This is a genomic window from Pedobacter sp. ASV28, assembly GCF_016428855.1.
Classification (GTDB): Bacteria; Bacteroidota; Bacteroidia; order Sphingobacteriales; family Sphingobacteriaceae; genus Pedobacter.
Genome location: NZ_JAELTN010000007.1, coordinates 82144 through 106321 on the forward strand (window position 1 = coordinate 82144; position 24178 = coordinate 106321).

General features: G+C 39.9%; 16 protein-coding genes. 6 read left to right on the plus strand and 10 right to left on the minus strand.

The window, feature by feature from the left end; translation table 11 throughout:
* Positions 1–50: 50 nt before the first annotated feature.
* From JHD79_RS04135 to JHD79_RS04160, 6 genes are all read right to left on the minus strand, one after another.
* Entirely contained in the window at positions 51–2585 is a 2535-nt protein-coding gene (locus tag JHD79_RS04135) for a glycoside hydrolase family 9 protein (protein ID WP_199117934.1), read from the minus strand.
* A gap of 147 nt (positions 2586–2732) precedes the next feature.
* Positions 2733–3299, minus strand: a complete 567-nt coding sequence (locus JHD79_RS04140; RefSeq protein WP_199117935.1) for a DUF1573 domain-containing protein — start codon at positions 3297–3299, stop codon at positions 2733–2735.
* 19 nt (positions 3300–3318) lie between these two features.
* Entirely contained in the window at positions 3319–5457 is a 2139-nt protein-coding gene (locus JHD79_RS04145) for a DUF4838 domain-containing protein (protein WP_199117936.1), read from the minus strand.
* An 8-nt stretch (positions 5458–5465) separates the two neighbouring features.
* Complete coding sequence (locus JHD79_RS04150; protein WP_199117937.1) at positions 5466–8348, minus strand: tetratricopeptide repeat protein; 2883 nt, start codon at positions 8346–8348, stop codon at positions 5466–5468.
* Positions 8329–9780: a glycosyltransferase gene (locus JHD79_RS04155; RefSeq protein ID WP_199117938.1), complete on the minus strand. Its 1452-nt coding sequence runs from the start codon at positions 9778–9780 to the stop codon at positions 8329–8331. Before JHD79_RS04155 ends, JHD79_RS04150 begins: the two co-directional genes overlap by 20 nt.
* A gap of 23 nt (positions 9781–9803) precedes the next feature.
* Positions 9804–11024, minus strand: coding sequence for a HEAT repeat domain-containing protein (locus JHD79_RS04160; RefSeq protein ID WP_199117939.1), 1221 nt, complete (start codon positions 11022–11024; stop codon positions 9804–9806).
* 624 nt (positions 11025–11648) lie between these two features.
* Between JHD79_RS04160 and JHD79_RS04165 the strand changes: the two genes are divergently transcribed.
* Positions 11649–14231: a phosphoenolpyruvate carboxylase gene (locus JHD79_RS04165; RefSeq protein WP_199117940.1), complete on the plus strand. Its 2583-nt coding sequence runs from the start codon at positions 11649–11651 to the stop codon at positions 14229–14231.
* Positions 14232–14306: 75 nt separating this feature from the next.
* Positions 14307–14762 (plus strand): GNAT family N-acetyltransferase, encoded by a 456-nt coding sequence (locus tag JHD79_RS04170; RefSeq protein WP_199117941.1) that lies wholly within the window; start codon positions 14307–14309, stop codon positions 14760–14762.
* A gap of 162 nt (positions 14763–14924) precedes the next feature.
* Here JHD79_RS04170 and JHD79_RS04175 read toward each other — a convergent pair whose 3' ends face one another.
* The 4 genes from JHD79_RS04175 to JHD79_RS04190 form a co-directional block, all read right to left on the minus strand.
* Positions 14925–15314, minus strand: coding sequence for a hypothetical protein (locus tag JHD79_RS04175; protein WP_199117942.1), 390 nt, complete (start codon positions 15312–15314; stop codon positions 14925–14927).
* A gap of 92 nt (positions 15315–15406) precedes the next feature.
* Positions 15407–17155 (minus strand): aspartate--tRNA ligase, encoded by a 1749-nt coding sequence (gene aspS, locus JHD79_RS04180; RefSeq protein WP_199117943.1) that lies wholly within the window; start codon positions 17153–17155, stop codon positions 15407–15409.
* 310 nt (positions 17156–17465) lie between these two features.
* Positions 17466–17942 carry a T9SS type A sorting domain-containing protein gene (locus JHD79_RS23110; protein WP_199117944.1) on the minus strand — a complete coding sequence of 159 codons (477 nt, stop codon included), beginning with the start codon at positions 17940–17942 and terminating at the stop codon, positions 17466–17468.
* Positions 17911–18135 (minus strand): helix-turn-helix domain-containing protein, encoded by a 225-nt coding sequence (locus JHD79_RS04190; protein ID WP_199117945.1) that lies wholly within the window; start codon positions 18133–18135, stop codon positions 17911–17913. The genes JHD79_RS23110 and JHD79_RS04190 overlap by 32 nt, the downstream gene beginning before the upstream one ends.
* A gap of 429 nt (positions 18136–18564) precedes the next feature.
* On the opposite strand from JHD79_RS04190, the gene JHD79_RS04195 reads away from it, so the two are divergent.
* The 4 genes from JHD79_RS04195 (at position 18565) to JHD79_RS04210 (ending at position 24153) form a co-directional block, all read left to right on the plus strand.
* Positions 18565–19416 (plus strand): hypothetical protein, encoded by an 852-nt coding sequence (locus JHD79_RS04195; RefSeq protein ID WP_199117946.1) that lies wholly within the window; start codon positions 18565–18567, stop codon positions 19414–19416.
* Positions 19417–20117: 701 nt separating this feature from the next.
* Positions 20118–21476, plus strand: a complete 1359-nt coding sequence (locus JHD79_RS04200; protein ID WP_199117947.1) for a glycoside hydrolase family 105 protein — start codon at positions 20118–20120, stop codon at positions 21474–21476.
* A gap of 7 nt (positions 21477–21483) precedes the next feature.
* A complete protein-coding gene (locus tag JHD79_RS04205; protein WP_199117948.1) occupies positions 21484–22746 on the plus strand; it encodes a DUF2264 domain-containing protein in 1263 nt (420 codons plus the stop codon).
* 12 nt (positions 22747–22758) lie between these two features.
* Complete coding sequence (locus tag JHD79_RS04210; RefSeq protein WP_199117949.1) at positions 22759–24153, plus strand: hypothetical protein; 1395 nt, start codon at positions 22759–22761, stop codon at positions 24151–24153.
* The last annotated feature ends 25 nt before the right edge of the window (positions 24154–24178 follow it).

Genomic DNA, 24178 nt, shown 5'->3' on the forward strand with positions numbered 1-24178 from the left:
AATTTTTGCAAATCTAATTATTTAATTTAAAAAAGAGGAACTAATCCGTATTAGTGGGCCAATAAATCGCTAATGGTTACCGCTTTGTAACCATTTTTTTTCAGGTAGCCGAGCAGTTTGGGAAGTTGATCATAGAACTTGTCTTTTCTTCTGGGGTCGGTGCCTATATGCAACAATAGAATGAAGCCGTTCAATGAATTTTTCTTTTCATAATCTACAATGGAGTTATAGATTTCTACACTACTTCTATACGATTTTCCCATTTCTGGAAAGGTGTAGTCGGCATTTGAACGAGTTCCAGGGCTGAAGTTGATCAATTTCAGATCGAGTTCTTCTGTCCAGTTGGCAATGGTTTGGTTATACCACTCGTAGGGAGGAAGAAAATAATCGGCGTCTTTTTTATGGATGCCGAGCTTTTCCATTGCTCGGTAGTTATCCAGCACATCTTTCTTAAACTGTGTTTTGTCTACCAATAAGGAATCTCTTTTCTTCCAGTCGTTGTAAAGCAGATGCTGGTCAGAATGGGCACCAAGATAATTCCCATTGGCCTTTAGTTTTTTGATTAGGCTTGTAAAACTCGGATTTCTATAGAAGTTTCCCGTAAAAAAGAAGGAAGCCTTTGTGCCTTCATTTTTTAAGGCTTCATTGATCTTGTAGCCACCATCGGCAAATTCATCTCCGGTAAAAACCAGGGCGATTTTTTTATCCTGTATATTTCCCCTAATTATGGCTCCCTGTTCTTTTTGGATAGGCAGTGGGTGCTTGTCGCTATTGTTTTCATAGGCCGCCAATAAATAAATAAGGGAAGCTGTGCCGTCCATGGTGGGCTCGTTCGTGCTATAGTCCCCATAGTCATCATGGTAAACGGCTAGGTCACTTTGAAATTCGGCATAAGCATCTGGTTTTGTCAACTGTATGCCGATCAGGTTTTTATAAATTCTGGTATATACCGGGCCATCCACCAATCCACCATCTATGGGGTAATTTTTCAAATGTGTAAAGGCAGAGTGAGGATCTGTTGGAGTGTCGCCCCAACTCGGCAGGCCATATACCATGCTCGTGCCCCATGGGTTACAGCCAAAAAGCCAGTCGAAATTGGCTTGCTCCAGTTCTGCAAATGAGAAATCGTTACTAAGCTGCTTGTACCACATACACTGCATGGTAAAGGCAACCGTTAGGTTGTTGCTGCACCAGATGAAGGGAACGCCACGGTAAAAGGCATTCTGCTTTGCCCTATTCCATACATTTTCAATACCTGATCGATAATAACGGATCAACGTTTGTCTTCTTTCTCCCTTTAGCTGCTTGGCCAATTCATAGTGGCCAATATTTATAAAAGGATACCATTGATAATGCTTGGCGGTGTCACTAATCAACCAAGGGGTTATGGGTTCTTGATCAGCATAATAAAAAGCAGAATCTAATGCCGAAACAGAAGCTGTGGACCTTAGGTCTTTAACTGTTGGTTGCTGTTCTAAATTGGCTAAAGCCAGCTCCATGTCGTCTACCCAATTGTCTTCTGCGTATATATAGGGCGATTTTACAGATACGGTTTGCGTAACGCCTTTTTTCTGAAGGGCATATTGGTAGGCCGATCTTGATTTTGAAAGAAGTTCTTCGTGAAGCTGTTTGTCGGTATAGGGATATAGGCTATTGGCTAAGGAGAAAACGCTGGAAAATTTGGCTGCCGTAGAACTCGTACCCTTTGTGTCGTTGAGAAATTTACCTCTTTGCTGGGGTTCGCCGTCTATAAAATACAGTGGCCGTTGAAAACCTTTTCCGTATTGGCTGTCCTCTTTTGGAATGCGCATGGTGATATGGTCTCTGTCATCTGCCAATTGGTTAAACATGATGTTTTCCTTTGGATGCATTTTCAAGAGCCAGTCCACGCCCCATTTGGCCTCATCTAATACATCGGCTATGCCATTCTTGCCATCTAAACCATTTGCTTTTTTTGTATCTGAAAACACCCTTGGGAAATCCCTGTAGGCCATTAATAAATGATAGGTTGCATTGGCCGTTGTGGTAGAATACTGTAGGTAGTCACTGGCATCGTGCCAGCCTCCGGTGGCATCGAAATAAGAGCTGTCCTTAATCCCTGCCTTTTTTCCGTAAAGAGCAAAGCCATCGTGCGTATGGCAACTATCTCTTAGGAACGGGTTAAAGCCGCATCTTTGTTGGCGCATATATCGCAATGCAAAGTCTGCAGTATGTTTATAGGCATCTTTATGGATAATGATCTCTGGAGACAGGATGCCGTTGGCCCTTAAGAAATAACGCCCACTTTTTTTAAAGTCGGAAAAATTTAAACGTCCAGTGGCCGTAAAGGGTCCATAACTTCCAAAAGGCTTGATCTGTGTAGATGTATATACCACTTTTCCCGTTGCTTTGTCAATGAGTTCAAAGCTTTGGGGGGTTATTGTATGCTTGCTTGCCCAAATGGCCACTTTTATGGAATTGGGCTGATAACCTAACAGGTTGATCCTGATCCAACTTTTTTGTTCTTCTTTGTCCGCTTGTGAAAATGAATACAACAAAAGTGTAACGAGCAGCAAAAGCGGTTTATAAAATAGATGTTTCTTCATTTGGGTGTTTTATGCAGAGCAGGATAGTTGGTTTACATTTAAATAAAATTAGATTTTTAATTCAACAAAGTGAAATGATAAGATAAGCAAAAGGCCAGATCGATAAATCCGGCCTTTTGCTTAGGCATTTTTGGAAAAATCTACCTATTAAAATTTCCTCATTTTCGAAGTGTCTACGGTGTAGCCCTGTTGATTGGTTTTTCCGTCGACCATTTCCTTTATAAGGCTGTTGTTGTTGTCTTTATCGGCATTGTACAGTTCTTCATAATCTTTGGTATAGAGTGGATCTGGCACTACATTAATTTCGAAGAAAAATGATTGGGTACCTTCTTTGGTATTGGTTTTAATGGTGGTATAAACCCCCGCGTAACCGATGTTTTTATTACTGTTGTATTCCATTTCAATAATGCCAAAGCCACCTACGGGGATAATTTTTTCGGGATGTTTGGCAATGGTACAGCCACAGGAAGGATATACGTCATATATTCTTAAAGGGTTGTCTCCTGTGTTGAATATCTTCACAAGGATGTTTTGCTTTTGCCCTTGGACAATGGGGAAGTATTTCCTAACGGGGTCTTCAATTTTTATAGTGGTAAGCTTGTTTTCGCTACTGGTGCATCCTGCCCAAAAAGCCGGTACCGTAAATGTCATGCATAAATAAAATGCCCATTTAAACAAACCTTGATCGATGATGTATTTTTTCTTGTAGGTCATTTTTAACAAGTTCAAACTCTTATTTAAATATTATTTCATCGCAAGCTATTGCTCTTTTTTGAAATTCTTGCGACTTTTTTACTTCTATCTTTATTTTTTGTGCCAATTTGGGTAGAGTAATTGGCATGTTCACTTCTACTATACGTCTACTATTCAAGCTTTCTTGATCTTTGGGAACCATTACTTCAAACTTCTCATTGCCAATGCTAACGACTACTTTTTCCGGCAGGTAGATTTTGTGCTTTTCATCAGACAGGAAATGTAGTTGTAGTGTTTTGGCCGCTTTTACTTCCTCGGCATTTAATTCTATACTTAAATTGTCCACTGTACAGATCCGCCAGTTGTTATAGTAATCATCAAAGCCCAAGGCCCCATCATTTAATAGGCTACCGTCTGAATAATCTTCATCTAACCTGCTCAATACTTGGAAAGGTTTTTGGTAGAAGAAATTCTTATAAGGTTTTGATATAAGGTTGGTCTCCCATAGGCTAATGTAGTGGGATAAGGTAAATCCAGATTCGTTATAGACCTCTATCTTTAGTGCTGCGCCCAATTTTTTAAGTGCTTTAATCAAAGCAGTGACTTCTGGATTTAAAACCGAGCCCGAATTTTCCGGATTAAAACTGGCATAGCCTTCGCGCCCTATGCCGTTAGTCCTTAATAGCTCGAGTTTTTGAAAAATACACGATAACAGGATTGGGTTAATGGCGACTTGTTCCTCGGGGCCTAAATCTTTATAAATAGCATTTATTTTGTTAATTATTTTATTTAGATCATCAATCTTAAGGTATTTATTTTTAGATTGTTTAATGCCTCCATATATATCAAGACTTTTATTGTTTTCTAAGGCTTTTTCTTCTATTTTAAAATAGTATTCGGCTAAATCTTTACCTAATTTGGGGTATTTGTTTTCGAGAAAGAGCCTAATCTGGGCTTTAAGGTCCAGGTTGGGCTTATTTAAAAGCTGGGCATAAAGGTAGCATTTAAGGTCGCCAAATGCGGCGAAAGAACCTTCATCACTGCCATGCATAAATACGCCCGTTATGCCATTTGCTTTATAAAAATTAAGATTTTTTTGGGCAATGGAAACGGTAGGGTAGAATTCGAAGTAATTGTCGAAATTAATGGCATAGTCCCATAGGTAGATATTTTTGGTAATGCTTTTCCAATTGGAGATGGTGTTTTTGATTTTTTCCGCTTGCTTGGTGTTTTCAATAACGATTCCTTTGGGAAAAGGCATGCTGCTCAGCATAATGCCTACATTTGTACCTAGTGCTTCTTTTGGGGGTGTTTCGGTACTTACATATGCGGTACTAAAGAACTCGAGCTCGGGAAATTTAGAAGCCAATTGGTTGATAAGGTGAAATACGGCAGGACTTGCATTGGTCTTTGTGTTTCCCAAGGCAAGACACTGATCGCATTGGCATACCAAGTCATTATCGTAAGGCATAATCATAAACTTCTTGACCATCGGATCACTTTCTGATTTCTCTTTTATGGCTTTTTCTAATGCCTTTTGAAGTGCTGAGCTGGAAAAATTCAACTGCTCATCATTTCGCTTCCCATTAATAATGGCCATCATTTGCGGGGTGACCGTAATAAATTTGCCCATATGATGTCCCCATAGGCCCCATACCTCTTCTAAAGTTTGTGTATTGTTCCAAAGCCTAAACGCTGGGTCAAAATTCTGGGCAAAATAAGGCTCTCTATAGGTAAAACCTTCTTCGGCTTTGCTGATGTTGTCGGGCAAGATAATCTCGCGTTGTGGGCTTAATGAGGGATCGTTTATGGAAAACTGATTAACGTTGGTATAATGGCTAAAGAGGTATCTGATGCCGCGTAAAAGTTCATTTTCCGATCTGCCGAATATGATTAGTTTTTCATTTTCTATTTTAAGCCCAAAATCTTCTGCTTCTTGGATGGTCAATTCTACAATAGGTGTCAAGGAATTAGACTTTTGGGAAATAATCTCCAGCTTTTCTCCCGTGGCCTTCTGAAAGAGTTGCTGAAAATCTTTAGCGGCACTCCATGTGTTTTTAAAGGCAAATATTTTGGGAACAACTTCTCCCTTTCTGTACAGCGTAAAATCTTTTGAACTGGCACAGCAGACCAGGAATAAGTGGACAACAACAATAAAAAAGATCGCCTTTTTATACATGGTGCTTACTAAAACTTAGTTCTAACGGTTAAAAAAACATTATACTGATTAATATAATTGGTTTTGGTCATTTTGAAATTATACCAGTTTCCCTGTGCGCCTATAGAGGTTCTGGAATTGATATAATGAAAATAGCCGGCTCCCACCATGGTATTTACATAAGAAGTAAAGGTATTGATTTGAAAATCTAACCTTTGGTCTTCAGGAGCGGTACCTAGGGAAGCCATGGCCACGATGTAGTTTCTATCATTCCTCATATAGAATTTGGATTGGGCAAGTAGGTTATGGTAATAATCTGTACCATCACTCATTAAAAAGACCTTGGCATTCAACCAAACCTTGTCGAAAGTTTTCTCCAGGCCAACAATACCGGTGAAAAAGTTCCTGTCATCTCTTAAACGAGCATATCTTCCTCCAATTTCTGCCTGCCAGGTCTTAGCAAGGGGTTGGAAATAAGATACGGATGCCTTAAATTCTGGAAAATACTGGTTTGCCACACCAGCACTAGCGATAAAGCTAGATTTACTTTTAAAAGTATGGTACCAATCTAATTCACCCTGTACCCCAACTCCTGTTTTTCTTGCGGCATAATTTACCCTTGCTATAACAGCATTGTTTTTATTGATTTGCCTTAGGTACTCCGCTGTGGCAATAGAGGTATTCAGTAGGGTAGAATCTGTGTTTACGTTCAGGTAGCTCAGGTTGACCTGATTTTTCAATTGCTTTCCGTCCAAGTAATCTAATCGTTCCTGGTTTTGTTGTGATTTGGTCATTGGATTCATATATCTGCTATGGTATTCCCTGGCCAGCCTAAAGTTGCCCATTTTCTCATAAATCAGTCCTTTTTGATACAACAGATCTGGATAATCCTTATGATAGATCAGGGCAGAATCGATGATCTCCATCGATCTGACCAAGGCATTTTCCTCTATTAAAATATTCGTCAGTTTAATAGGAGCTAAGGTATCTTGAGGGCTTATCGTTCGCACTTGGTTGTATATGGACTTGCTCTTCTCAAATTCGCCTTTTTCATCGGTTGTTTTGGCATATAAGAGCATTTCTTCTACCAAATTGTTTCTCAAACTATCATTGTAGGGATATTCCTGATGTAACGCTTTGAGCACACCGGTAGCCTCTTCATGGTTGCCCGCCGCGGCGTATACGCCAGCTAGTTTTAACTGTATTTCTTTTGATTTTGGATAGAACTGTAATGATTTTTGGATGTATGCCAAGGCCTCATCATATTGCTTCATGGCCACCCTTGCGCCAATGCCATATTGATAGGCTTCCATATTTAATGGATCTGCGGCAATAAGCTCATCCGTAACCATTTTTACCTTTTCAAAGTCTTCTACCTTGTTTAGGTACCTAATATAGCTTAGAGAGGCGGTATTGGCCATATGTACATACTCTAAACTTTGGGGATTTTTGGTTTTGAAATCCTTTGCCATTTCATAGGCCGCCGCATAATCCTCCATGGTCATGAAGAGGTCGATCTTGTTGAGTGTATACTGGCTTTCGTTTGGATAGCGACTAATCATGCTATTGATTAGTTTTAGGGCATCGTTGTATGATTTTTGGGCCACATGGATCGAAAAAATATACTGGTTGGCGTATCTTTTATATTCTGGTGTTTCAGATACTTTAAGGAAGCCCCATAAAGACTCCTTATAGTTTTGCTCGTTGAAATCCAATTTTGCCTTTTGGAAAACCCAAGTATTATATTTTTCCTTTATATCCGAATCATTAGGATATAAGGTATATAACTTTTCTACGGTATTGCCTATTTTCTCCCAATTTTTTTGAGCCTCATAAACATATAGCTGCTTGGAGAGCAGGTCTTTAGAGTTGGGATTTGATTTTAATGCTTTTTTAAGTAATGCTTCTGCTTCTTCGTAGTATCCTCTTGTAATTGAGGTGTTTAAAATAAAATTAAAAGCCTCAGCATTTGAGGGACTTTGATCGTATATTCTTTTGTAAAGTACATAAGGGTCGGCATTTTTATAATGTCTTGCCGCTTTTTCTACCAGGTAATTCAGTAAGGTTCTATAATGTGCCGATTCGCCTCTTTTTAACTTTTCTTCTGTAAGGGTAATGGCCCTTTGATATTCATTGGTTTCATCAAGAAGCCCTATTTTTTTGTCAAAGATGGGATTGCTGTTGGGCAAGGTCTGTAGACCCCTATCAGCTACAGATAGTGCTGCAGAATAATTGCCCAATTTGATATACGCATTGATCAGATTAAGATAGGCTTCTGTATCTGTAGCGGAAAAATCCAATATTTTTTCATATTGATCAACAGCCGATTCGAGGTTTTTTCCCTTGGCAAGCCTCACGGCATCATCTTTTAGGATGTTATTGTACATATCCTTTACTTCTATATCGTCGGGGAAAATCTGATATAACCTTTTTGCCGATCTGTTGGCCTCTACCCTGTTGTCCATGAGATGGTAAAGGCTGATCTTCTTTAACCAGAGTGCTTTGCTATATGGGGTAATTTCTAGCAGTTCATTGGCATAGCAAACTGCACTATAGTATCTTTTACTCTGGGTTTCTATATTGATGAGGTAATGTCTTGCGTCTACTCTTCTGGGACTTTGTTTTAATACGTCTAATAAAGTGGTCCTGGCTTTTTCAAGTTGACCTAGTTCCATATAACATTTGCCCAGATACTCTTTAATATCCATGTCCAATGGAGATTTTTTCAGGCCTTTTTCGCAGTAGCTTGCTGCTTTTGCAAAATTGCCCTTCGAGCCTTCTGCACGAGCAAGCGTAAAATACTCGTCCGATGAATCTTGCGAAGAGTCTTGTGCAGATAGGTTGCCAATTACCAATAGGCTGAAAATGGATATGGCTATCCACTTAAAACCATTATATACTTGCTTGCTCATTTATTTTTTCTTTTTTTTCAATCTTGGTGAATCCTTGTCTTGTCATAGTGCCCCATTTTACCTCTTTGGAAGTGAAATATTTGAAATATCCGCTAATAGAGAAAAATACAATAAGAGGGTGATAGATAAAGCTTTCAAAAAAGACGCACAGCCATAATTTAAAGTTTTCGTAAAAAAAGGTTTTGTATTGTCTTTGTATAAAATTATCATATAGTATAACCAGCGAGCCAATGGTGATGGCAAAGGAATACGAATATAAAAAAATATACATTGCCATATTCCAATTTACATCACCTTTTAACACAAGAAATATAAACCATATTAGACCTAAGACTTCTATAATAGGTGCTAAAAACTCATATATGAACATTGAAGGGAATACCACAAGGCCTAGTTTTTTATACCTTGGATTGAACAAGAACTTTCTATGTACTACAAAAATCTGGGCCAACCCTGTAGCCCACCTGGTACGTTGGCGGGAAAGGATTCTGATGTTTGGAGGACCTTCTGTCCAACAACAGGATATCGGAATATAATCGATATGGTATTTTCTTTTGTTGTCGATCATGAATGCTGCCATTTTAGTGGTCAAGTCCATGTCTTCAGCATGTGAAGCGCCGTTATAGCCACCCGCATTAATGGCCACTTCGGTATTAAATAGGCCGAGTCCGCCAGATACGTTTGGCACGCAGTTGATCAATGCCCAGCCCATTTTACCAAATAGATAGGCCCGTAAGTATTCCATTTCCTGAAAAAGAGGGATGATTCTCCTGGGGGGTCTAACCCGGGTGATTACCCCTTCCTCCACATCACAGCTATTCGACATCCTTAATATGGCGCCAACCGCAATGGTCTCTGCCTTTGAGTTTAGAATGGGCTTGATCATTCTTAACATGGTATTTTTATGTAAGATACAGTCTACATCTGTACACAGGAAATAGGGATATTGAGAGGCATTTATGCCTGCATTCGAAGCATCGGCCTTTGTACCTCCATTTTCCTTGTCTACTATGGTGAGTATACTGTATTTTGGGTTGGTAGATTTGAAGATCCGCTTAAAAGGTTTAGTTTTTATTCGTTCTATATAGGCAAAGGGTGTTTCTACCAGTTCAAATTCTTCGATCAATAATTCAAGGGTTTTGTCTCTGCTTCCATCATTAACAATAATTACCTCAAACAGAGGATAGTTCATTGTAAGTAGCGATTTTACGTTTAAAATAATGGTTTTTTCTTCATTGTAGGCCGGAGCTATAATGGAAATTCCGGGCGTTAACGAAGATTCCAGTAAGAAACTGTCATCGAGTTTTGAACTATAAGTTTTATATCTAAGTATATTAATGAAAGAGAGCGTGCCTAGAATACAATAAAGCAAAAATAGCGAAGAAGCGTAGAAAAATATAAAATATTCAAATAGGTTATAAGTAGCGTCCATAGTTGATTTATTGGTGAATTGCTTTATGTAGTAGTTAGATTAAGCCCCAAAGAATCGTAATTATATTCCGGATCTTTATGCTGCTTTTTTCTGCCTACCCTTAAACGGGATGGAATTAAAGGGTTTTTAATATGATCCAAAATAAGTTTGTTAAAACCTTTTTCTATATCATAGAGCTCTTGTATATAGGCTTTTCCTTCATCATTGTATTTGTATAATGCCTCGGCTATCAGCTTTTTTGAATCAAGGTTTCCCGCCTCTCTATAGGCAGATTTTAAGAAGTCCAAGGCCTTTCCCGAATGTATGGATAGTAAGGCCTCTATAATGGCATTCTGACAATTTTGGGGTTGATCACGGTACATCTCGATCATAGGTTCTTCGGCCTCGGCAATGCTCATTTCTCCCAGCGCAATAATGGCCTCCTTTCTTACATCATGATCTTCTGTGTGCAGCAGTTCCATTAGGGCAGAGCCAGCACTTGTCTGATTAAAGTGTGCTACGGCTTTAATAACGAATAATAGTTGGGATTTATTTCTGGAATACTTTATCCACTTACTAAAGTTTGGCAAATTGTTCTTGTGGTGCATCTGCATTTGCTGCATTAAAGAGATGTTGTCCCAGTAATTCAGTGAATTGTCTGCCTGGTCAAAAAACTTGAAATGATCGTTGTTGCTAATGGCAATATAAGAGTTCCTGGATTCTTTCCTTATAAAGGCATTTCTGCTGTGCGTGTAGGGTAATATAGATGAGTCTGGTGCGGTTAGACCTAATATAGATAGCGTTTGAAAAGTTCTCAGCCTGATCCTGGTGTTGGAAAAATCGAGTTTTTTTAATAAATGACCTTCTATTTTAAGTCCTTTAACAAGGCTTGGATAATTTTTGTCTGAAAGAATATGCGTATTCTTTTTGACCATGTCCTCAAGCGTTGAAATTAGCGGGGGATACGTTTTTTTATTCAGTTTGCCAGCCTTGCCAAGGCTTTCTACATAACGGTTGTATACTTCTTCTTCGGTATAAATTTCATTCGAATCAAGTATTTCGTTAAAAAATGCGATATTTTTTGGGTAGAGATCCTGCTCTAGGTTATCGGCTAGCCTTTTATTTCTTCTTATGATACAGGCAGACACCACAAAAATGACGATAGCCAGCGCATTCATAAAAATAAAGTACAGTGCAACTTGTATAACGAACGGAAAAGAAGGGATGAGCTCCAAGTATTGTTCAAGGTGATTTATAAATGACATCTTAGTCTTCTTTTAGTTATGGATTTATTTTGTGAGCCTGATCATCAGGAGTGGTTAAACACCAAATTAGGGCTTAGTTAGTCTTATTGTGTCACGAACACTAAGGCAAAAAGAACGCCAAAGGGGATTAGGTTCCCCAAAAAAGAATATTTTAACAAAAATACAGGCTTTAATTGTCTTTTTGCCAGTTTTTTAGCTTTTTTCAAGAAAAAAAGATGTTTTATCTGAAATAAGAATATAAAAGTTTAGGAGAAGTTTAGTGCTCAATATGTAGAAAACTATTCTCGTCTGACCTATTTGGGGTGGGGAAATACGAGCGATTTTACCTTTAATTTACTTTTTTAAGCATTTGAAGATGTTGAGTTCGCTTTTTTGGATTTTATTTTTATGTAATGGCAAAACATAAAACAGCCCCGATGATAAGTCGGGGCTGTTTCTCCCAAAAAATTAACAATTTTTTACAATGCTTATGACTAAGGATTGTAATGCTTTTAAAAGATTTAATGTTTAACCTTTAATAGGTACAAGGTATAGCTTTTTTGCTGCAATTCAAAATTTTATATGAACAATCTCATTTCGACATTTTTATTTTTGTAACAAACTAAATATACTTATCTTTTCAGCATGCAAGTAAATCAACCAAGTCAACGTGAATTTTTTTTCAATAACGAGGTAATTTCCCGTTTCGAATTGTACAACAGCCTATTTCTTACCCTGCCTTTTTATAAAATTAAAGATACAGGGACTCTGTTGCCCTTATTTTTTAAAAGTTGTGAAGAGGGCGTTAAGGATCATAAAAAACCAAATGAGCTTATACAAGGCTTTTTTAATAAATATGCCCAGAGCAACGAGGAACGGAACGTTATTGATCTTTTGTTTCGCTTTATACAGTATATAGAACGTCAAGTCGTTTTGTTTGATGCAGTAGAAGATGCATCTTTTACAAAGTTAAACGTAAGTGATGAGCAAAGTTCTTTAAGGGCATTGTTCTTAAAAGCAAACGATAATGCCGAACTGCATCAAAAGATAGATGATTTAATTGAAGAGTTTTCTTTGAGGCTGGTGCTTACCGCTCATCCCACTCAGTTTTATCCAGGCCCTGTGCTAGGGATTATCAACGATCTGACGGCAGCGATTAAGGTCAATGATATTACCGCCATCAATCAATTGTTGCAACAATTGGGCAAAACGCCGTTTTTTAATAAGAAATCGCCAACACCAGTAGATGAGGCTTTTAGTCTGGCCTGGTACTTGGAAAACGTATTCTATTTCGCGGCGGCTAATATCCAGACCAACCTCAACCAATTATTGAGCGAATACCATATTGAACCAAAAAAGGTGATCGAGCTTGGGTTCTGGCCCGGTGGAGACAGAGATGGAAATCCCAATGTGCACAGTGAAACAACATTAGAGGTAACAAGAATGCTGCGCCAGATTCTATTTAGGTGCTACTATCGTGATTTTAGGAATATTAAAAGACGCATTACTTTTAGGGGCGTGGAGAATAGTATAAATGACCTTCAGAAAATACTTTATGAAAATGCTTTTAATATCTCTGTAAAAGAAGAAGATATATCAGATTATATCATTAAAAACTTGAATGATATTTTAAACGTTTTAAATAATGATCACGGAGGATTATTTGCTAATCTGGTAGAGGATCTTTTGAGGAAGGTAGAGTTGTACCGCTGTTATTTTGCTTCCCTTGATATTAGGCAGGACAGTAGAATATTAAGAAAGGTGCACCAATATTGCCGTTCACAAAAACCTATAAATTCACTTTATAGTGAGCATTATGATGAACTTAGCGAAACGGAAAAGCTAGCAGCCCTATCTTTTAGAAATGCGAAGATCATATTTGAGGGAGAGCAGGATAATTTGATTAAGGACACCTTAAGCACCATTGCAGAACTAAAGGATATTCAAAATAGAAATGGAGAAAAAGCGTGTAATCGTTTTATTATAAGTAACTGTCAGCAAGCTAGTGATATTCTTCAATTAATGGAATTGTTTTTATGGAGCGGCTGGGAGGCAGAACAGTTGACTATTGATTTTGTACCCTTGTTCGAAACGGTGAATGACTTGGCGGGCGCAGGAGAGATCATGCAGAAACTTTATACACATCCTTTCTATAAAAAACATTTGGCGCTTAGAAATGGAAAGCAGCATATCATGCTGGGATTTTCTGATAGTACCAAAGATGGGGGATACCTGATGGCAAACTGGTCTATTTTTACGGCAAAAGTAGCATTGACAAAAGTATCGGAAGAACATAATATACAACTTGCCTTTTTTGACGGTCGAGGTGGACCTCCATCAAGGGGCGGAGGTAAAACGCATCGCTTTTATGCCTCCATGGGAAAAGAAATTGCAAACAAGAATATTCAATTGACCATTCAGGGGCAAACGATTAGTTCGCAATATGGTTCGGTTGACAGTGCCGCATTTAATATAGAACAATTGATTAATGCGGGAATTTCTTCGGGCGTAAAAAGTAAGCATAATGTGCTGTTGGATGAAGACAATTACAATGTGCTCAATGCCATGGCAAAAGATAGTTATGAGGCCTATATTGCCTTGAGGAACGATCCATTGTTTCTGCCTTATTTGGAGGCATTGTCGCCATTGAGTTTGCTGTCGAAAATTACCATCAGCAGTAGGCCGGTAAAAAGAAATTCTGGAGAAGCGTTAAAGCTAGATGACCTTAGGGCCATAAGTTTTGTAACGGCATGGAGCCAGCTAAAACAAAATGTACCAGGGTTTTATGGTATTGGAACTGCGTTAAATATTCAGGAAAAATCCGGAAATTGGGATCAGGTGGTGAAAACCTATCAACAGTCGGGATATTTTAAAACTATTATAGATAATGGAATCATGTCAATGAGCAAGTCTGACTTTGAAATAACGGCTTATTTGGCAAAGGATGAAACGTTTGGCAAGTTTTGGAAAAAACTTCACCATGAATTTGAGTTGTCTAAAAAAATGTTGCTTAAACTAACCGGGCATGCCAGCTTAATGGAGAATTATCCCGTAGAAAAGCGTTCTATTGCCATTAGGGAGAAGATCATCCTGCCTTTGGTATTGATACAGCATTATGCCTTGGAAAAACTGCAGCATGAGCTGTCAGAAGAAAAACAGCAAGCGTATGAAAAATTGGCCATCAGAACCGTTTATGGCATTGTGAATGCTGGAAGGAATTTGGCCTAATGTTTTCTAAGCCTACGAAGTTTAAAAACTTCGTAGGCCTGTGCCGATCCGTATGGGGGGGCAAATTTTTATGATATGAACAAACCAATATTAAACTGGACTTATAAATGCTTCGATGAACTCTTAAAAAAGGAACTTTATACTATTTTAAGGCTGAGGAGCGAAGTTTTCATCGTGGAACAACAATGTAACTATCAAGATGTAGATGGCAAAGACTTAAAATGCCATCATTTAATGGCCTGGGACGACGAAAACCTGGTGGCCTATACCAGAATAGTTCCGCCGGGAGTTTCTTTTGCAGAAGCGAGCATTGGCCGTGTGCTGACTAATGCTAAATATAGGGGGATTGGTGCGGGCATTACCTTGATGGAAAAAAGTATAGAGAAGGTTTACGAGACATATGGCAAAAGACCAATTAGAATTGGAGCACAACTTTATTTGAAGAAGTTTTATGAAAGCTTTGGTTTTGTGAAGTGTAGCGATGAGTATCTGGAAGACGATATCCCTCATATCGAGATGTTGTTAGCCTAAGAGCGGTAGAGCTTTTATTGTTGAGTAGAGATTATCGCGTTAAGATTGTTTCGTGCCTGGCAATGACGATTATGATTTCGTTGATTTAAGTGTGTTCTCTTAAGTAATTTCCATCTCGTCATGCTGAATTTATTTCAGCATCAGTTTGATCAATATCTGTATTTAAAGGTTGCTGAAGAAGCAGAATAAAAAGATGGAGACCATTATTACAAGTATGATGGCCCTAAATATCTTTTGTTGCTTAGCTTTTCGTAAATATCCGTCTTTCTTTAATTCCCAGGATATTAGAATTTCTAATAGGGTCCATACGGGACTAAAAATAAAATCAGCTATGGAATAAGCTTCTTTAGCCCTACGAAGTTGTTGCAGGGTTTCTTTACGATTGTAAAAGTGTTTTGCTTTCACCGCTAAGCCTTGAAAATCAACGCCCCTCATTGAGAGTTCTTTTTTGGCCTGAAGAACAGCTTCGTTATCCCAGTTTTCTGGAACAGCAACAATTTGTATCAATTCCGCTGAAGTACGAGCTGCTATTGAAGGGGTAAAAATTTTCATTACCATAAATATAAATGAATAAGACTTAAGGTAAAAAACAAAGCCCCGATGTAAAATCGGGGCTTTGTTATGTCTACTGGTTTGAAAACAGATTAAGCTTCTGTTTTGATCTTCAGTTCTTTTAACTGCTTATCATCAATGGTGCTTGGGCTATCAATCATTACATCGCGGCCCGAGTTGTTTTTGGGAAAAGCAATTACATCCCTAATACTATCTAGGCCTGCAAATAAAGAGCATAAGCGATCGAAGCCGAAGGCCAAACCGCCATGTGGTGGAGCACCATATTCAAAAGCGTCCATTAAGAAGCCAAATTGTTTTTGTGCCTCTTCTTTGCTAAAGCCCAGGTGTTTAAACATTAAAGCCTGTAAAGCCCTATCGTGAATACGGATAGAACCTCCGCCAATTTCCGTACCATTTAGTACCATGTCATAGGCATTGGCCCTTACCTCGCCAGGATTGGTGTCCAGTAGGGCAATATCCTCTGGTTTTGGAGAGGTAAATGGATGGTGCATGGCGTGGTAACGTTCGGTTTCCTCATCCCATTCTAATAGCGGGAAGTCCAACACCCATAGCGCCGCAAACTTATCTTTATCACGTAAGCCTAGGCGGGAACCCATTTCTAAACGAAGTTCGTTCATTTGTTTACGAACCTTGTCCTGGTGAGGTCCGGCCAAAACCAAAACCAAGTCGCCTGGTTTTGTATCTAATGCCGCCGACCATTTTTTAAGCTCATCTTCATTGTAGAACTTATCTACAGACGATTTTAACGAGCCGTCTTCGTTATGGCGCATATAAATTAATCCCGTGGCCCCAATCTGAGGCCGTTTCATAAAATCGGTCAGCTCATCCAACTGTTTACGCGTATAATGCGCACAGCCTTTTGCATTAATGGCCACAACCAGTTCTGCATTGTCAAAAACAGCAAAATCTTTTCCTTTTACTATACTGTTTAGTTCTACAAAAGTCATCTCGAAACGAGTATCTGGCTTGTCGGAGCCATAAAGACGCATGGCATCAGCATACTGCATGCGAGGAACTTCAGGTAGATCTATTCCTTTTATTTCCTTGAACAAGCGTCTAATCAGGCCCTCGAAAGTGTTTAAGATATCCTCTTGCTCGATAAATGACATTTCACAGTCTATCTGTGTGAATTCAGGTTGCCTGTCGGCACGTAGGTCTTCATCCCTAAAGCATTTTACAATTTGAAAATACCTATCGAAACCAGAAACCATTAACAGTTGCTTAAAGGTTTGTGGCGATTGGGGCAAGGCATAAAACTCGCCCGGGTTCATACGGCTGGGCACCACAAAATCGCGGGCACCTTCTGGCGTAGATTTAATCAAAACCGGTGTTTCTACCTCAATAAAGTTAAGTTCATCTAAATATCTGCGAACCGATTGTGCCATTTTGTGGCGTAAAATCATATTGTTGCGTACCGGGTTACGACGTAGATCCAGGTAACGGTATTTCATGCGTAAGTCATCGCCACCGTCCGTCTTGTCGTCAATTAAAAAAGGAGGTAATTTCGCCGCATTTAGAATTTCTAATGCCGAAACCTTAATTTCTATGTCGCCAGTAGCAATTTCTTTATTTTTGTTAGAACGCTCAACCACTTCGCCACTTACCTTGATCACGTATTCTCTACCAAGTTCACGGGCTTGTTGGCACAAATTGGCATTGTCGTTCATGTTAAATACCAATTGGGTAATGCCATAACGATCGCGGATGTCTATAAAAGTCATTCCGCCCAAATCCCTAGAGTTTTGCATCCAGCCGCACAAAGTAACGTTTTCGCCCAAATTTTCGAGGCTCAACGCACCGCAAGTAGTTGTTCTTAACATATTTATTCAAATGTTTAAGCCGCAAAAGTACGAATTGATTTACGATTTTAGATTTACGATTTTAGATTTTGCCTTGTAAAGCGCCTATTGTTTGATTTTTTTGAAGAGCAATACCTGTTTTTCAATGAACGTTGGTGCGGCTGGCTACTCCCGGTTTAATATGGGGCCATGCATAACTCCCCGGTTTTTCTACGTTCTCGCTATGCTTGCCTGTGGCTTTTTCGCCGCCATCCGGTCTATTTACCTATGGGGAACAAAAATAGCCGAAAATGGTCTCTTCGGTTATTCTCTAGTGCCCCATTGAGGTTTTCTATTTTAAGATCCTGATGTTTTTATTGCCGGAAAGCCCCATAAACTCAACGATGTAAACCCCTTTGGCGTAATTGCTAAGATCTAATTTGGTATTATTCTGGGTGTTTGTTATCATTTTTGTCAGCAGGGTTTTCCCATTGGCATCCACTAGCTTTAAACGATAGTATTTACCCGCACTAAAGCTTAAGCCCAACAGCTTGTCGGTAGGGTTGGCCCATGCCTTAACCTCATCAGCGGCCATCGATGAGCTAACCACGCCGTTGGCAAGCTCGGCAAGCCCACCATCATTGTCTTTTTGTGCTAGGCGGTAATAATTTACCCCGTTTGCAGGGCTGTTATCAAAAGTGGTATAGCTGTTTTGGCTAGGTAATACATAATTGCAGATAAGGCGTAAAACAGGAGCGCATATTTCATTTAATCTGTTTTGTTCAACTGGTTTAAGGCTAAAAATCCAGTAATTCTTTTGGGTGAACACTCAAGCCCTTTGCTATTTCTAAAAGAGTTGTAAATGTAAAATCCTTATTTCCATTCTCTATATTACTAAGGTTGCCTTTGGTAACATCGCATTTTGCAACTACTTGATCTTGACTTAAATTTAAGTTCTCCCTAATATTTCTCAGGTTTTCACCAAATGCTTGTAATCGTTTTCTGTCTCTTGCTTCATTCATCCAATAAATACAATAAAATTTAACTTATTTTTTGTTATAAGTTCTTGTAACAGATGAAATGAATTTGTATATTTGATTTATTGTAATTAGGTATTAATAAAAGTCTTGCAACTACAAAATCTGAGGCCGTTGAAGCAAGACAGCAGATTAATGCCCATATCTATACGTAGATGCATTATCTTTGTGCATCGAAATAGATGTGGGACTGCTGTAAATCCATTTCAACGTAAGGCCTCAGAAACTTTAATGTAGTTATGGTATGTAGTCCCACATGTATTGCTTTAGGGCAGCTTACCAACAGGACTCGTAAAACTATACGAGCATGGAAAGTAAAAACAGTTTACCATTTGTAGGACCATTGCAAAAGGCAGTGCAAAGAGGTGGCGTTTCCAGCGCTTATAAATTGTATTCACCCAAAACTCAAAAGCTATGGAAACAGCCGTTTTAAACCCTGGCGCAGCTACAGCGGCCAACCAGATAATTAACTTATTAATTGCGCAGTTTAAACCCCTGCACATTTACCAGTTTGCACAACTGTGCTGGCAGGACCAATGCGATAGTATTTTTACCGCGGCACGAAAGGGAAATCGATTTGTATACTACCTGTTGGTGATAACCGAGGGCAGTGCTAGTGTCGAAAACGAGATACAGTCCTTTATGGACAGGCAGAATACAGAGGATAAGTTTGTGGTGCACGCCCATGGCGAAGAAATCTTAAGACGTAACCTTAAGGCCTGCAATGCCTATTTTACCAGTGTGCTCAACCGGGGCGTACTGCTGTACATTGCCAACGGCCTAGTTGCCCAAGGGAAGGTACAGGCCCCCAACCCCAAGCGGGAGCTGCTGCGGCTGAGGGCGCATTGGCACCACCGAAGTGGGATGGCCAGGGGATTTATGGAGGCAGCGGAGCAGGCCCTAGATAACAACAGGGACAAGATGTGTGTGTTTTTGCTGCACCACGCCTGTGAGCAGCTCTGCGTAGGACTGATATGGGTGAATATGGGCTATAAATCTGACATCCGTAACCTTCAGCGCCTGCTGTATGTGTGCGGCTGTTTCTCTGCAGAGCCCCTGATGCATTTTATGGGTACCCAGGCAACTGAGGTCCTGCTGCATATCATGATGAAGAGCTTTCACCAGGCCCGCTATAACGATAATTACAATTTGAACGGACATTCGCCCTATAGGTTTTTGGAACTTGCCGAGGGCTTTGCCACTTTGTGCGAAGGGCTGTGCAAGGAGAGGTTTGCCGTAATGGAGAAGGGGATAGCTGCGAGTTAAAGGCGGGAGGGCAGAAAGCATGAAGCTTGATAAAGGGGTAAAAGGCAAGGATGGAAATTACGAAGTAGGGAAGCATAGGGTTAAAAGTTGCGGGTTATAGGTTGTTTGCTGCAGTGCATTGGGTTAACTAAACGGGATAGTAGCGGCAGCTCCCGACGCTAGATCGGGACTACAGCGGATAGCCCGGCCGGTGTTGATAGGTTGACGGACTTTGCTTTCTAAAGTGTTTTATGTTGTAAGTTACGGGTTATGAGTTGAAGGTTAAAAGGCAGAAAGCGTAAGGCTTAAAGCGGCTCGTTTTGTGTTTGACCACCAAATGGAGGGGGGTATAAAATTATGTATAAGCAAATTCTTGTGCTATAATGGGTTATGAATTCTATTCGTTTGCTCTACGTCGCCACTCTTCCTTGTGCTTAGATCGTTGGCAGCTTGTGCGGGAGATCTTAAAGCATTAGTATATATACCCAACCAACAAACTAACCAACTGCCTATTTTTCTTGATTTTCATTTAAAAGCAAACGTTTGTGCAGTCTTTTTAAGTAATTGAACTCTCATTTGCTTTAACTTAGGGCTTGGTCTGCTATCATTCCAGTATTGGACTGCCAATCGTTAAGCCTTATTTAATTATGGTGTAGGAGGATATTCAGATGTTAAATAGCAAAACCGAACCTTACTTGTGAAGAATTTTAGCCAACATATAAATGCGTAAATCAATCATCTTAGTACTGCTTGCCTTTTTTTCTTTTGAAAAGGTTGATGCTCAAAAGCAGCAAATATCAGCCAATGATATTTTTAGTCAAATGAAAAGAGTTGCCGACTGGCAATGGACAAACTTAGAAACCAAAGGGTGGAAAAACCCTAAAAAGGATTGGACCAGTGGTGCAATGTATACCGGAATGATGGCATGGGCAAAACTGGCAAATGACGAAACCTATTACAATAAATTGATCCAAGTAGGTGTAGATAATAAATGGGAAACAGGTAGGTACCGTTTATTTGCAGATGACTATTGTGTTGGCCAACTGTATTCGCAATTATATACCATTTATAAAAGGCCAGAATATATACAGAAATTTAGGGCATTAGCTGATACGATTGTTTCTTTGCCACATACGGAAGGTTTGGAGTGGAAAAATGGAATTTATACACGCGAATGGGCCTGGTGCGATGCCTTGTTTATGGGACCCCCGGCGTTGGGCTATTTAACGCAGGCAACCGGAGATCAGCGCTATCTCGATCAGTCAATAGCACTATGGTGGAAATCTACTGCGTATTTATATGATAAAGACGAACATCTTTTTTACAGGGACAGTCGTTACTTTGACAAAAAAGAGAAAAACGGCACCAAGGTGTTTTGGAGCAGGGGCAATGGCTGGGTAATTGCGGGCCTGGCCCGTCTTTTATCCGCAACGCCCGAAAAGCATCCAGAACGAGAGAAATTGGTAAAGCTATTTATCGGCATGTCTAAAAAATTGGCTTCGTTGCAACAGGCAGACGGAAGCTGGCACGCAAGCTTATTAGATCCAGAAAGCTTTCCCGTAAAAGAAACCAGTGGTACCGGCTTTATTGCTTATGCTTTAACTTGGGGCATAAATAATGGGCTTATTTCTTATAAAAAATATGAACCTATTGTTTCCAAAGCCTGGACAGCACTCACCACTTCTGTACATCCAGATGGTAAATTAGGATTTGTACAGGCTCAAGGTGCGGCCCCAGACAAAGTTGGTTATGACGATACAGATGTTTATGGCGTAGGTGCGTTTTTATTGGCCGGTAGCGAACTGCTTCCAATGTATGCGAACCATAAAGAGCATGTTTTTATAAAAGAAATTTATAATGAAACGCCCGCAGAAATAGAGCAAACCATTACCATCAAATGGGCTGACTTATCAGCTAAAATCAGCAATCTTAAACCCGCTAAATTAATTTTAAGAGATGTATCATCAGGTCTGGTGATCCCTTCGAAGGTAGAATATCATAAAAAAGTACCGCAGGCAATTTCATTTACCATAAAGGTTTTGCCCGGCACGAAAAGAATTTTTGAAGTGAGTAAAACCTAAAAAACAAATGAAGAATTTAAAGTACATTTTATTAATTGCAGTAATTTTTCTTAACGGAACTACAATCGTTTTTGGACAGCAAAAGAAAACAAAAATAAAAGCGCCTGTCATCGCTACCGGAGCTCAGGATCGTGCGTATTGGGCAAATCTATTGTATAAGATCTCTTCCCCTGTAATACTTAATCTGGCAAATGGAACATTAAGGCAAAATATGCCTGTAGAGGTTCCGCCGGGGCAAAAGGTAGATTTTTTTAAAAAAGTAACCTACCTGGAAGCGGTGGGGCGTACCATGGCAGGCGTTGCGCCATGGCTTGCTTTGCCCGATGACGAAACTAAAGAGGGAAAAATGAGAAAGGAACTACGTACCGCACTTTTGAAAGGCATTGCCAACGCCGTAGATCCCACTCATCCAGATTACCTGAATTTCAGAACAGAAAGCCAGCCAATAGTTGATGCCGCTTATATGGCACAGGCTTTTTTAAGGGCGCCCAAAGCATTATGGGAACCGCTAGATTCGCTTACAAAAAGTAGAATTGCCGAAGAGTTTAAGGCCCTACGTAACAGAACGGGTGCCTACAATAACTGGTTGCTTTTTGCGGGTATTAACGAGGCATTTTTATTAAGTATTGGTCAGCAGGCCGATCCGGTAAGGATAGAATTTGCAAAACGTAAAATTTTAGAATGGTATGAAGGTGATGGCTGGTACAGCGATGGCCCTAGTTTTAGTATGGATTATTACAATTCCTATGTCATCCATCCCATGCTGGTCGACTTTTTTAAAGTACTGGCAGATAAAAAGAGATTGGATGTTGAAATCTATCATACTGCCGTTAAACGCATGGTGCGTTATTCAGAGTTTTCAGAACGGATCATCGGAACGGATGGCACCTATCCACCTATGGGCAGGTCTGTCACCTATCGTACTGCTGCATTTCAGGCTTTAGGTCAGGTTGCTTTAATGGACAAATTGCCATCGGGTATCAGTCCCGCTCAGGTTCGTTGCGCATTAAGTGCCGTAATGCACCGCATGTATGATCACTACAACAATTTTGATAAAGACAGTTGGTTGGTTTTAGGTTTTTGCGGGTCACAACCTAACATTGCAGATGGATATACCTCTACAGGAAGTTTGTATATGGCAACGCTGGGATTTTTGCCTTTAGGACTGCCGGCCGATCATAAATTTTGGACTGACCCAGCAGCAGATTGGACCTCAAAAAAAGCATGGAGCGGACAAGCGTTTAAGAAAGATTATCACGTGGAGTATTAAATTGCACAAAAAATGCTCAATAAATTAAGGATAGCCACTACTATTTTATTACTCCTTTTAGCCGTAAAATCAGTGAAAAGTCAGGATAGGGTAGTGCAGTTGTCAGATTCTTCGGTAAGGGTAACGCAGATTGACTGGAATGGTTTCAAAAAGAAATCGCCACGCCATAGGCTGGCTAAAATGGTAAAAGCAAGCCTATTGAATGCCAATAAATTTGCACTTACCGCATGGTATCGCGATTTGAAAAAATACCAGGCAGACTCGAGTGGTTATCTCGATCTGAAGAGCACATCAAAAGTAAATGAATACCGTTATCGTTTTCCTGCAGCAATGGCATTTGGTATTGCCATTGCCATAAGAACAGGAATATACGAGCCCGCCATTACAGGTGTTTCTTTGCAGGAAGCGAAAGATAAGACGATCCAAATGGTGCGTGCCGTAGCTTACGACCATAAGGTGAATAATACCCGAAAAGTATGGGGAGGCGATTGGCAAGCGGCGCATTGGGCTTATTATTCAGGCTATGCGGCATGGCTGCTATGGAATGATCTTTCAGCAACAGACCAGTCTAACGTTATAAAAATGATTGTGTCTGAAGCAGATCGTTTTGTGCCAACCGCCCCCTTATATTATAAAGACAGGACAGGGAAATTACTTTTTCCTGGAGACTCTAAGATTGAAGAAGACGCTTGGAATGCCGAATTATTATACCTGGCGGCCGTAATGTTGCCCCATCACCCCCATGCTAACAAATGGTTGTCTAAAGCTGTCGAATATTTGATCGCAGCAACTTCCTTACCATCCGATTTGCATAACCCTAAAATTATACATGGACAGCCCGTGAGCAGCCGGGTAAAAGGTTATAATATGGAAGAGCCCGGTTTTGTGATCAACCACGGCATCATACATCCACAATACAATGCCTTGGCTTCCATGATCAACGCTCCCATTGTATTCTCCTTGGCGGGGAAAGCAACGCCCGAAGCAGCACGCTTTAACCTCGATAAAATTTACTATTCGGTAACCACACATTCATTTTCTGCCCCGCCATATAAAGCTCCAGGTGGTACCATGTACCAAGTAGGAACGGCAGATGTTTATTATCCTGAGGGTTCTGATTGGGGATTTGGTGTTTATGACAACTTTGCCAATCTAGACATTGCGGCCTCGTCTTATGGCTGGGATCATCTTTCAAAAAAGCATAAAGGAAAATATTGGGCCAAGCTGCATATGGATAAAGTGTTGGGCCAACAAAGACGATATACCGATGGGCATACCTATGCCGGTAATACAGAAAATAGTTACCTGGGCAGAGAAGAAGCCATTGCCAGTAGAATGGGTTCTGCCTGGATGACCATGTGGCTACAACATCAAGTACCTGTTGTTTATAACAATGGGCCCATTTAAATCGATCTTAATGTTAAAAAATTAA